Origin of the sequence: Bacteroides sp. ET71 (assembly GCF_023336905.1) — a bacterium.
Taxonomy (GTDB): domain Bacteria; phylum Bacteroidota; class Bacteroidia; order Bacteroidales; family Bacteroidaceae; genus Bacteroides.
In genome coordinates, this window is the sequence record NZ_JAMBLS010000013.1 from 71,189 (window position 1) to 82,138 (window position 10,950).

General features: G+C 42.9%; 12 protein-coding genes and 1 pseudogene. All 13 read right to left on the reverse strand.

Features of this window, described 5'->3' with window-relative positions; genetic code table 11:
- Nucleotides 1-299 precede the first annotated feature (299 nt).
- A complete protein-coding gene (locus M3090_RS08805; protein WP_149921143.1) occupies nucleotides 300-680 on the reverse strand; it encodes a single-stranded DNA-binding protein in 381 nt (126 codons plus the stop codon).
- Between the two features lie 734 nt (nucleotides 681-1,414).
- On the reverse strand, nucleotides 1,415-1,672 hold the full coding sequence (locus M3090_RS08810; protein ID WP_087334768.1) for a hypothetical protein: 258 nt from the start codon (nucleotides 1,670-1,672) through the stop codon (nucleotides 1,415-1,417).
- A gap of 2 nt (nucleotides 1,673-1,674) precedes the next feature.
- On the reverse strand, nucleotides 1,675-1,959 hold the full coding sequence (locus tag M3090_RS08815) for a hypothetical protein (protein WP_249055324.1): 285 nt from the start codon (nucleotides 1,957-1,959) through the stop codon (nucleotides 1,675-1,677).
- 10 nt (nucleotides 1,960-1,969) lie between these two features.
- Complete coding sequence (locus M3090_RS08820; RefSeq protein ID WP_249055326.1) at nucleotides 1,970-2,299, reverse strand: molybdenum ABC transporter ATP-binding protein; 330 nt, start codon at nucleotides 2,297-2,299, stop codon at nucleotides 1,970-1,972.
- 15 nt (nucleotides 2,300-2,314) lie between these two features.
- The gene (locus tag M3090_RS08825) at nucleotides 2,315-2,494 is read right to left on the reverse strand and encodes a ribonuclease P (RefSeq protein ID WP_087334759.1); all 180 of its coding nucleotides are present in this window, start codon (nucleotides 2,492-2,494) and stop codon (nucleotides 2,315-2,317) included.
- Between the two features lie 10 nt (nucleotides 2,495-2,504).
- The gene (locus tag M3090_RS08830) at nucleotides 2,505-2,798 is read right to left on the reverse strand and encodes a hypothetical protein (protein WP_087334757.1); all 294 of its coding nucleotides are present in this window, start codon (nucleotides 2,796-2,798) and stop codon (nucleotides 2,505-2,507) included.
- 1,652 nt (nucleotides 2,799-4,450) lie between these two features.
- On the reverse strand, nucleotides 4,451-5,521 hold the full coding sequence (locus M3090_RS08835; protein ID WP_249055327.1) for an AAA family ATPase: 1,071 nt from the start codon (nucleotides 5,519-5,521) through the stop codon (nucleotides 4,451-4,453).
- A gap of 4 nt (nucleotides 5,522-5,525) precedes the next feature.
- Nucleotides 5,526-5,900 (reverse strand): helix-turn-helix domain-containing protein, encoded by a 375-nt coding sequence (locus M3090_RS08840; protein WP_249055331.1) that lies wholly within the window; start codon nucleotides 5,898-5,900, stop codon nucleotides 5,526-5,528.
- 73 nt (nucleotides 5,901-5,973) lie between these two features.
- Nucleotides 5,974-6,765 (reverse strand): hypothetical protein, encoded by a 792-nt coding sequence (locus M3090_RS08845; RefSeq protein WP_249055332.1) that lies wholly within the window; start codon nucleotides 6,763-6,765, stop codon nucleotides 5,974-5,976.
- Nucleotides 6,766-6,933: 168 nt separating this feature from the next.
- Complete coding sequence (locus M3090_RS08850; RefSeq protein ID WP_249055334.1) at nucleotides 6,934-8,049, reverse strand: tyrosine-type recombinase/integrase; 1,116 nt, start codon at nucleotides 8,047-8,049, stop codon at nucleotides 6,934-6,936.
- Nucleotides 8,050-8,168: 119 nt separating this feature from the next.
- Entirely contained in the window at nucleotides 8,169-9,044 is an 876-nt protein-coding gene (locus tag M3090_RS08855; RefSeq protein ID WP_249055336.1) for a helix-turn-helix domain-containing protein, read from the reverse strand.
- Nucleotides 9,045-9,316: 272 nt separating this feature from the next.
- On the reverse strand, nucleotides 9,317-10,720 hold the full coding sequence (mnmE, locus tag M3090_RS08860) for a tRNA uridine-5-carboxymethylaminomethyl(34) synthesis GTPase MnmE (protein ID WP_249055338.1): 1,404 nt from the start codon (nucleotides 10,718-10,720) through the stop codon (nucleotides 9,317-9,319).
- A gap of 36 nt (nucleotides 10,721-10,756) precedes the next feature.
- A pseudogene (locus M3090_RS08865) lies at nucleotides 10,757-10,950 on the reverse strand (transposase); the annotation flags it as partial.

Here is a 10,950-nt window from a genome sequence, read left to right on the forward strand (position 1 = left end):
TATTAGATTAGTAATATTGCAAATATAAGCAAAGAGTACAAATGAATATGCTGAATGACACATAAAAAAGGGATAAGGGCCAAAACGTGTTCAAGAAGTATTGACGAGCCTGCGAGTTGATGGTTGTTAACCACAAATGTAGCCGCGCCTTGACGGTTCCCGCCCGCTTAACTTTGCACAGGAAAATCAATGGAAGGCGGGACCGGCATGGATAAAGTATAAAGGGAACAGCTCGCAGAGGACTGTAAAGAGCATAAAAAAAGCGACCCGAAGGCCGCTTTTGACCGGATGGCAGGAGGTTATTTCTTGCCCCGTTTCGGTTTCGCTGCCGGCTCCGCAGGAGCTTCCTCCTTTTCCGCTGCCGGGTAGAACTTGACGGCTACCATCGTGATGCTGTTATGCTCGATGCCGTCTTTGTCTGTCCATCTTTCGGGCTTGAAATAGCCCTCCACGGTAAGCAGGGTGCCTTTGGCCAGGTAGTCGAAAGACCCTTTGTTCTCGTTTTTGCGCCACGCTTCAAAATTCAGGAAAGCGGATATCCGGCTGGTCTGATCACCGGACTTCTCCTGACGGCCTACGGCCAGGGAGAAACGTGCTACACTTGCGCTGGTAAAACTGCGGATTTCAGCGTCCTTTGTTACGAAACCTGTCACTGTGAATGTGTTCTCAATCTTTTTCATGACTAAATGCTTTTAGAAGTTAAACAAATCAATTTTACGATGCCCAAAAAAGTAGGTGCCGCAAAGGGATGCACCAAGGACTGCCAGCAAATACTCTTTATTTTTGGTCCCCCAAAACCGCAGGCCCGATAAAGGAAGATTTGTACAGCTGTGCATTGGTCAAGGCTTGTCAAGCCGCTCCCGACCGCACACTATCTTTGCGGCGGAAAATGATTGTGACTTCGGCCAAAAGCAGTAGTGAAAAAGTAGAACACGAAGCGACGGGCTTCGGAAGGACGTGTCCGCAAGGCGCAAGCAGGCATATTCTTCCCGTAGTGCCGGCATGAAGTCGGCAGGCCAGCCACACCCGCTTGACATTGAAGCGGCAAAAAGGAGCCAATGGCGGGCCAAAAAGCCCTGCGTGGAGGGCCATGACCGGAAGTTAGACAGCCGGCTTCGAGCAAAGCATCCGGCAGGCGTCTGTTCCGGCTGCAATGGGAAGCAGGAGGCAGGCAGGAAAGCGGGCAGAAATACCCCCTGCGGGCAAAAGCATGAGGGTCGCTCCGCAGCGAATGGAATGTGCTATAAAAGGGTGTGGTGCAGCCAAAAGAAAATAAAAAAGGAATCCCTGCCCCCGGAAAATAGCCATGATAAAAAGTATCGAAGGTACATATTCTCAATACGCCGTATTGAGAATATGACCTTGAATAATCCAGAAAATGCAATCCATCCTTACCTATACATATACAGCAAGGTCAGAAATGGGCAATCATGATGCGATGCTCGAAGACCTTGTTTTTATCGCTCGGTTTCCTCTGGCATATCCAAAGATGATGTGCCCCAAAGCCGTATGTGAAATACTCGTCAAACCTGGTCTTTTTCTTTAGACGTTCCATACTTGTGCGAAGTTCAGCTTCATTACACGAAAAGAGAATCGTGTTCATAATTATAAAATACAAGTTTATCACTTCGTCGCAATAGGGGCAGAAGATATGTTCTATCGTTATATTCATGGCTATTTATTTTCAGGAGCATTGTTTATAATAGCTTTTCCTTTAGAATTAAATACTTCGATTGTCGGACGACCGCCGTTTTCGTCCGGTAACATACTTTCCGATGTGTAGGGTAGCGCACACCATTCATCATTGCACAAACGGCTGTCAATGATATTAGAAACATCCTCACACTTCCATGAACGGACAATGGCTTCCGCATCTTTGTAGCTTGCCGCTTCCACCGTGAAATAATCACGTTCCCAACTTGTAACCTTACGGTCTTGATAAAATTGATATTTTCCCATTATTCCTGTCTTATTTTAATTCTACAATAGTTTCAATTCTGCCGTAAAGAGCTGAGCGAAAAGCTGTTTTATCGACGGCATAACATTCGAAAATATGGCCGTATTGTTTGACGAAATATCGTTTGAGCACATCAGAGAAGTCAAAGTAATAACCCCTTAATGCGATACCTCTATTGAAATAGGTTCCATTTCTTACTTCTCGTGTAATCCAATTCTTATCTTCACGGCTCAACTTGCCGCCATTATTGAGGCTCTCACGAAGTTTGTACGCACGACTGTTCTGTAATGTCTCCAGTGCAGGCACTTCCCACTGGACAAATTTTTTTGCTATCGGTGTCATAAGTATATTTTTAGGTTATTCATAAATGATTACTTCATCCCGGTACTCGGATATTTCTTTGCCGCTGGTCAGGGAGACAATGATTCTATCACCATAATCGCCGACAACAGTTCCCTCCGTATAACCCTTGTACGGGTTAAGCAAGGTACAGCTCTTACCTATGATGTCGGACTGTTCTTCATTATTCTCGTACATAAGCCTGTCTTTACTTGATTTTCCACTCACCGTTTGAAAACGTCCTAAAACTCACATACTCATTTGAGAGTTCATAAGAATGTATGCTAATGTAAATTTGCTTTGGAGCTTCCAATAAAGAAATAAGTTCATTCATCTCTTTTTCCGGGCACTCCCATTTGGAGTAAAACTCACTCTCGACACATTGTCCGTGTCTCGCAATGTAGTAATCACAGAAATTCTCTTTTATGAACTGTTCAATCGTAATAAGGTCTTTTTCGTTCTCCGTCTGTGCGAAGAAATTGTTTGTTGCGTAATTTGCCATAATCTCAATATTTTAAGTTTTTTTTCTTCCCTCTGGTAGCATCCGCTACTTTCGGGCTTGATAAAATTTTGGCGCAACAAAAGGTGTCATGGAACATTCCGGCAAGGTTTTGCAGCAAAATACAACCTCAGTGAAACCGAGGTGGAGATTTTGGTAAGAATCGGCAGACTTGACCTTGTGAACAATGTGGCATGACATATACCTTCGCGACATAATTCTTATCAGGAAGGCCGAAAGTCGGTGTGCGGAGTATCAGAAGATGCTTCCCGTATAAAAGAGGGGTGCAGCGAAAAAATAAAAAGGGATAAGAGAGTTCTTCGGTGGTTTGATTGAGGCATCGAAATCCAGTTTAGTTTGGTTTATTAGCTCTATATATAGGCTAAATTAAACTAAACTGTATTTAGGCAGGAAAATATGACTGCCTATTGATGGAAAGTTGTATCTTTGCATTATCCTGTCGCCATTGAACCATATAATGTGTTTTTTTCTTTTGGCTGCAAAAATAGATATTGGGAAAGTCAGACGATTTTGCAAGGGATGTTTGAGTCGGAAGTCTGCTTGTCGAGACACTCAAATGTTACCAAGTGCAAAGAATGAAATCAAATGAAAAGAAAAAAACACAGAATTATCAAAAAAGACAGTTTTGTTTCTAATTTGTTTCTTAAAAGCAATATGAATTTTATATAACATTGATTTTTAATATGTTACAACGGATATATAGAAATTTACCAGATTTAATCTGACTTTTCATCTGTTCCTAATACGCTGCTGCCAGTTTGAGCAAAGTACTGGGATGGACTTTAGACATTGTTGATTTGAACATATTGTGCAGATGTATTAATTCTCTTTGCCAAATAGTGATTTAGTGTCTGCCGGATTCTCAAATTGCATTTATGGCAAAGATTATCCAGTCTACGAAATCTCATCTACCAAAGCCATGATAGAAGTCTGCCATAACATAAGCCAATCTTAGTAGAAGTGGATGCAGTATACGCATTGAACATTTCTGTCTTGGTTTCGATAGAGAGTTTGACTATAGACACGGTAAACCAATTCCGAAAATAGGGGAGAAAAAAATCAACATCATATACAACAGGTAAGGCTTGGAGATGTACAATGTCCTGCAGAATAATTGCGTATGTTTTGATGATGATTTTCTGTTGAGGTAGCGAAGGGGTATCTTTGATGCTCTTTCACTCCTAAAACAACAGTTTTTTGAAAGCACAACTTGGTTAAAAGCCCTAACCGATTTTTCTGTTGAAACTATGAGCACAGTGCCGAAGTATAGTCGGCCATACCAAAGGATAGGATTTTCCGTATCTTGTCCACTACCGACAACGATTTTTACGTGCCCAGCTTGCTGCTTTAATTGGCACGTATCCCGCCGCCGAAGGGCGAGTGGGGTATTAGGCTCCCCCATAGGGTTTACTACTGGCAGACGGGCAAGCCCGGCATGGATGATAGCTTCACTTCAAATAATGCAGAGGATGTCCGGTTTCCAGTGTACATACAAAAGAGAGCATGGCAGATTGCACCTGCATGATGAAACCTGCCATAGCTTTGCTTTATTCCCATATCTACACCCCGGCATTAAAGTAAAGCCGGGAAATGTCACAGAAAAATGTCACACCGGGATTTGATGGTATAGGGGCTCAATAATGAAAATCTCGGTTGTATTTGTATTCTTTCCCTTCTTTTACGACCATCCGCTTGTTGCATAGGAACTTTGCCAATTCCACCGTCTTGTTGTACCCCAGCTTTATTCCCTGCCGTCCGTAGCCCTCTTTCAGCCGTTCAAGGTAGCCGTTATAGCCGCTGATGTTTCCGTCCTCAAAAGCGGCGTTTAATGCGGAACGGTGCGAATCCTCAGGTATTTCCTTGTACGGGTCAAACGGTTCCTTAGGAGGGCGTCCTGGCTGCCTTTTCTGAGGCTGATATGACTCCACCAGTTCGGGCAGGGAATCATCGTTTACCTGGAAGGCAAACGGTTCAAACTCACGGTCACGACTGTGTATGACTTCCACCACGCTTATGGACTTGTCGTCTTTGTCTGGCTCTATCTGCATGACGGTTTCCGCCTTGTTGTTCAGTTCCGTGCCGACATGACCGCGTGCGTGTTCGTCATTCTTGTTCTGATGCAGGACGGTATGGATGTGTATCTGCCTGTCATCGGTCCATTGCATGAATTTGGATATCACATCGGTGGATTCTCCGGGTGAATTGATATCATGGATGAAGTCCCGGATGCCATCTATGATGACCAGACCTAAATCGGGTATCATGCCGATTGCCTCTTCCGTTATAGCCAGTCGTACTTCAGGCGAATATTTCCGGAGTGCCAGCATCGTCAGATTGTCTGCATCACAATCTTTCGGCAGACCTGCCAGTCTCAGGATTCTATTCAGAACAATTTGGCAATGGTTCTTGCCTTGTTCCGTGTCAACGTAGAGAATCTTCCTTTTTCCATCCGGGAAGCAGGCACGGTAATGCAGCACTGTGCCATTCTTCAGGGCGGCCGCAGCGATGGCGGAGACATTGAAGGTCTTCTTGCTTTTGGCCTTTCCAATGGATGCACTGAAGTTTCCCAGAGTCCCGATTGTGGAATCATCCACCATAAGCACGGAAGCGGACTGTTCGTATGTCCCGGTCACACTTATGACAGATTCTTTTATGTAGTTTCTCAATTCCTCCGGAGTAGGAATATTGCAGCTCGTCTTTTCCATATTCCTACAGTTCTCTTGGTTTGGCCTTATGTCTTGTCGCAGCAAGCATCTGCTCGTGTTCCTCCTCGAAGTTCAGAGGCACCTGGCTTTTTCTTCCGGTCTCCAGCCATTTGTCCAGTTCGTCGCGATATACGAACAGATGCTTCCCCTGCTTGATGACAGGTATCCCTCCGTGTTTGGCCTTGTAATAGAAGGATGACTTGGATATTCCAAGGTAGCTGCATACTTCTTCCACAGTCATGGGGACATGAAGATTCTCTTTGGCAGACAGTTCTTTGGCGAGACTTTCCTTCAGAGCATTCTCTAAACTCTCAATCTTTTCACACAGTCTGCCTACCATTTCCGGCAAATCATTGAAAGTAAGGTTTTCTTTTAGCATGACTAAACGATTTAATTGTTTAACATGCTGCAAACCAACATAATGATATTATGCAGATTATAATCAGCAGAAACTAATTATCGCTGTCTGCTGAAGTTTGCATACAACTGAAATGATAGTCCCCGTTCTTCGGGACATCTATAGCAATTATGGCGGGAACTGAGTCACGAAGATTTTTACAAAGGTATTCGATTGTTGCATTTTCCAGTTCATGCGGGAATATTGTTTTTATGAACTTTGCCCTATCGATTAAAGGGACATCAAGTCTCTCCCCGATATTCCATGCATAATGTCTCAGCGAAGGGGATTTGATTTGATTATCGGGCTTGGAACGAACCGGTTTATATAGTTCCGCTTGTCCGTATGCCAGAGATTCTATGTTCTCATGGAGAGTTTCAAGATCATCTATGGATAAGAACTGTGACATTTCGTGTGTGGTGTATTCATGTATCGCATGCACAATAACGGTCTTCTTCTCCATTTCATTGCGCCGCAATTCTTCTATGCGTGCTTCATATTCCTTAAGATATGGACTCTCGACCTGTTTTTCACTGGTTGAATTATCAGTTTGGGACAATTCTACCTGGGTGTCAGGATTTGTCTCGGAATGGACAGTTCCTCTTGAGGATAACTCCTTGCAGCCAAAAGAAAGACAGCTTTTGGAGAGTAGAGAACAGAACATGCGTTGCAGTGCAGCGCCCGACATGATTGTAGCTACGGTTCCTAATATGACCGGAGTGGAATAGTCAATCAGGTCAATCTGATAATTGTTGTACAATATTGTTGCCACTGTTGTGTAGGCGACACATGTAAATGCAAGAACCCGGCTTGTCTTTTTGATGGATATTCGGTTGTTATCTGCCATAAACTGTTATTATTTGGAATTATGATAGGACAAAAATAGATGTCTGGTTTCAGATCGTTGTAAATAATGGCGGAAAATCAGCCGGGATTTAAGAAAAAATATGGTTAGAGTATGATTTTCAGCGAAAAATCATACTCTAACCGATAAAACAGGCATGAATCAGTCTGGTCAGCCCTTTCTTGTCAATGTGATTTTGGTGGTCGCCTTACGCTTGTTGCTGTCGACTACTTTCATGTAGCGTTGAGTGGTAGTGATGCTCTTGTGCGCCATGTTGCTTTGGATAGTACGGATATCAGTACCGGCTGCGGCTTGAAGAGTTGCGTATGTCCTGCGGTATGAGTGGAAAGTTATGTTTTTGGTAATTCCGGCAGAACGGATCCATTCCTTCATAGGCTGCTGCGTCCAGCTCCGCTTCAGGCCTTTGAACACAAGACCTTTTTTCTCGGGACTGTAACCGATCAGTTCCAAGGCTTCATCGCTTATCGGGATGATGTCCTCGGTCTTGGTCTTCTGGGTGATGGTATGGACGCATTTTCCTCCAGCTGCAAAGTCAACGATTTCCTCCCAGCAAAGGGAAAGTATATCACTGAGCCGCAAACTGGTCAGGCACGAAAAGAGGGAAGCAGTCTTTAGAACAGGTATCTTGCACGGAGTTTCAGCCAGGCAATACAGCTCTTCCACACTCAGGTATTCCTTGGCAACATCTTCTGGTTCGATTTTTTCCAGAAAGTCATTGACATTGGTCTTTATCATCCTGTTGCGGTACAGAATCTTCAGGAATCCACGGAAAGTGGACCAGTAGCCGGAAGCGGAGTTCCTTGATATCTGTCCGTCACGCCGGAGTTGCTTTGCGTTAAGCAGGTATTCCCGGAACTTGTTGCACAGGTCCACATCTATTTCTTCGAAAGTGCATTTGCCGTGAACGAAGTTGTAGAAGTGCTGATAGACAAATCCCCATTTCTGGTCGTGCTTGCGGAGCTGCTTCCGGTAATACTCCAGAAAGTCCGCTTTGAACTTGCGTTTGTCGAAGAAATCATACCGCTCATTAACGATGGCTTCAAACCTCCGGCACCGGATTGCTTCGGCCTTTTCCGACATGGCAGCGTTGAAGTCGCGTTCACGCTGATTCTTGGGATTGGCATAGATGTAAATGTTCAGTCCTTCATGGCGGATGGTCTTCATTGTTTCCTGATCCCGGTAGCCCGGATAATAATCAAGGTAGAAAGATAACATCCCTTTCTTCAATGGACGTGTTCTCAGTGTTACTGTTTTGCATTCTGACATAATGTTGAATATTAAATGGTTGTAACTGATTTTTGCTGCGAAAATCCTTAATGCTTTTATACAGACCATAATCAGCAGGAAATAATTTTCAGATAATTATAATCGGTCGCATTTGGCTACTAACGGGCTCCCATGATGTGGTCGAATTCCACTTTCAGAAAGCGCACGAATCTGCCTTTCTTCTCTCGTTTTATTTCGTGGAATTGCAGGATACCGTAAACAGAATCCCTGGTGAGATTGTATTTTTTCATAGCTTCCTGTACGGTGTAGTATTCAGACGAGTTATCTTCGGCGGTCTGTTTTGACAGGTCGAAATGAAGTTTTGAGTAGAATATCTGCCCGTGCTCCTTCTTCGAGGGGATGTTGTTGCGGTAGACCTGTGAGCGGATGGCGACACGGGTCATGCCGTACTTTTTCTCGATTTCTTCGGGAGTGTACCATTCGGTTAGGGCATCGTCAGTCCTGTACTTGGCAAATGCCGCATCAATGTGTTTCTTGCTGTAATAGTTGAACTGACGGATCTTGACCTTTGGGATATCATGCTCTCTGGTATATGCCCAAACCCATTTTTGCGAGACTTTGTACTTTTCGGCAATTTGCTCGGCAGTGTAGTATTCGGTTATATCAAGATCATCTTTTACTCTTCTTCGTTCATAGGGGCGTGTTTTGAGCATCAGTTCAATATCGGCTCTGCGAATGATTGACATCCTTGCACTGATTCTTGAAGCTCTCAACTTTTCCTCTTTGACAAGCTTGTAAATGTATTGGCGAGAAACGCCCATCAACTGTGCGGCTTGTGCAAAAGTAAAGTAGTCTTGATGGTCAAGTTTGCTTTTGACTTCTATCAAATCCTGTAACTCACGAAGTTCGAGTCTTCGTTCTCTCATACGGTGTTTGTAGCCTTGACTGGCACATTGGTGGCTGCAATAATTGGTGGTAGTTTTCTTCGCAATGAATGGCTTACCACACCATTGACAGATTCTTTTTACTTCCATGTTGTTTTCTCCATATTTTTAGTGAAACCATATAGTTTTAATTTCGCTTTTTGTCTACCTATGTAAACCATTGTCAACACATGTTGTTGACTACTTCAGTGTGACATCGGGCAAAAGCCCGAAAATGTTCCGTGGTAGAAATACGGTAGAAAAATATGGCGGACAACTACCTCCAGCTGCTATCAGTCGGATTTGGGACAAATAAAAAAGCCGCTGAAAATCAGCGGCTTCGTTATAGTTGGTTCTGATTCGTTGCAGTCAGTTGCATTCTTTCACTTCCCTATGCAAAAATGCTTGAAAATATTTTCAAGTACAGCATCTGTAGTTACTTCTCCCACAATGTCAGAAAGGTGGAAAATACATTCTCGAAGATCTTGAGAAATGAGATCGTTAGGAAGATTGATAGAAATTCCTTTTTGTACGCGATGGATTGATTTTAGGGCATGAGTGAGTGCTTCATAGTGACGAATATTGGTAACAATTATGTTTCTATGTGTGATTTCGGGTAGATTAACTATGGTGACAAGAAGTGACAGGAGTCGATCTATTGAGATTTTTTGCTTAGCAGACACTGTTACTATATTAGATTGAGGAATAAGAGTTTGAGTGATTTTTTCAGGTAGGTGGACGGGGATATTAGAAACCAAGTCACATTTATTCAGCACTAGGATAATTTGTTTGTTGGCAAGGTGGGATTGAATTTTTTGATAAAAAATATAAAAGTCATCAGAAGGACGTTGCAGGTCATACATGAGAATAACAATTTTAGCTTGTTTAAGAGCTTTAAAACTTCGCTCAATACCTAATGTCTCAATTGCATCATCCGTTTGGCGTATGCCAGCCGTATCAATGAAACGGAAAGTAATTCCTTGAATGTTTATTGTATCTTCTATAATGTCACGAGTGGTCCCATGGATATTGCTTACAATAGAGCGTTCGTCTCCTACTAGTGCATTAAGAAGGGTGGATTTCCCTGTATTTGTATCGCCTATAATAGCAACTGGAATGCCATTCTTAATAGCATTTCCTGTGCTGAATGATTCTACTAAATGGTTAATGAGACTTTCAATTTGAGCAGCTAATATTTGTAATTCAGAACGATTTGCAAATTCTAAGTCCTCATGGTCTGAAAAATCTAATTCTAGCTCCATAAGTGAAGTTAGGTGTAATAATTGATTTCTTAATTTGCCTAATTCACGGCTGAGCTCACCTCTCATCTGGTTTAGAGCAAGGTGGTGTGCTGCTTCAGATGTAGAAGCAATAAGATCGGCTACAGCTTCAGCTTGGCTCAAATCCATTTTTCCATTTAGAAAAGCTCGTTGTGTATATTCACCGGCTTTTGCGGAACGGCATCCTTGATCGATTAGTAGTTGCATTATCTTTTGGAGAATATACGGCGATCCATGACAAGAGATTTCTGTAGAATCCTCACCAGTATATGAGTGTGGGGCATGAAAAAGGCTCACAAGAACCTCATCAACTATTTCTTTTTGCTCATCTACAATTTCTCCGAATGTTAAAGTATAAGGTTTTCGTTCGGTTAATGGAACAGGTGAAGCAGTGGAAACAAAAATGCGATTAGTAATAGTAATAGCATCAGGTCCTGATACACGAATAATCCCAATAGCTCCACCAGGAGCTGTTGCAATAGCACAAATGGTATCTTGTATATACATAATCAAATAAATAATTTAACGTGAGTTCGATATAATTCAAAACAGGATAAGTTGCCCGTCTCTGACAAAATACAGGTTAATGGCGGGCTTCTTTTCAAAGAAACAGTATGCCGCTATGGCAGAAAGCGAATTGGCAATGAAGTTATTGAAGGAGCGGTGTCTGGAGTTGTTCAATCTGTGCGATATTCTTCAACTCATCATTGACCGTTTCTATCAAAGCGCGTTTTCTC

Bases quoted from the DNA above. Each gene is read 5' to 3' on its own strand.
- M3090_RS08840 (WP_249055331.1), bottom strand. From the start codon at position 5,900: ATGCTAAAAGAAAACCTTACTTTCAATGATTTGCCGGAAATGGTAGGC.
- M3090_RS08820 (WP_249055326.1), bottom strand. From the start codon at position 2,299: ATGACACCGATAGCAAAAAAATTTGTCCAGTGGGAAGTGCCTGCACTG.
- M3090_RS08825 (WP_087334759.1), bottom strand. From the start codon at position 2,494: ATGTACGAGAATAATGAAGAACAGTCCGACATCATAGGTAAGAGCTGT.
- M3090_RS08850 (WP_249055334.1), bottom strand. From the start codon at position 8,049: ATGTCAGAATGCAAAACAGTAACACTGAGAACACGTCCATTGAAGAAA.
- M3090_RS08830 (WP_087334757.1), bottom strand. From the start codon at position 2,798: ATGGCAAATTACGCAACAAACAATTTCTTCGCACAGACGGAGAACGAA.
- M3090_RS08855 (WP_249055336.1), bottom strand. From the start codon at position 9,044: ATGGAAGTAAAAAGAATCTGTCAATGGTGTGGTAAGCCATTCATTGCG.
- M3090_RS08805 (WP_149921143.1), bottom strand. From the start codon at position 680: ATGAAAAAGATTGAGAACACATTCACAGTGACAGGTTTCGTAACAAAG.
- M3090_RS08845 (WP_249055332.1), bottom strand. From the start codon at position 6,765: ATGGCAGATAACAACCGAATATCCATCAAAAAGACAAGCCGGGTTCTT.
- M3090_RS08815 (WP_249055324.1), bottom strand. From the start codon at position 1,959: ATGGGAAAATATCAATTTTATCAAGACCGTAAGGTTACAAGTTGGGAA.
- mnmE (WP_249055338.1), bottom strand. From the start codon at position 10,720: ATGTATATACAAGATACCATTTGTGCTATTGCAACAGCTCCTGGTGGA.
- M3090_RS08835 (WP_249055327.1), bottom strand. From the start codon at position 5,521: ATGGAAAAGACGAGCTGCAATATTCCTACTCCGGAGGAATTGAGAAAC.
- M3090_RS08810 (WP_087334768.1), bottom strand. From the start codon at position 1,672: ATGAATATAACGATAGAACATATCTTCTGCCCCTATTGCGACGAAGTG.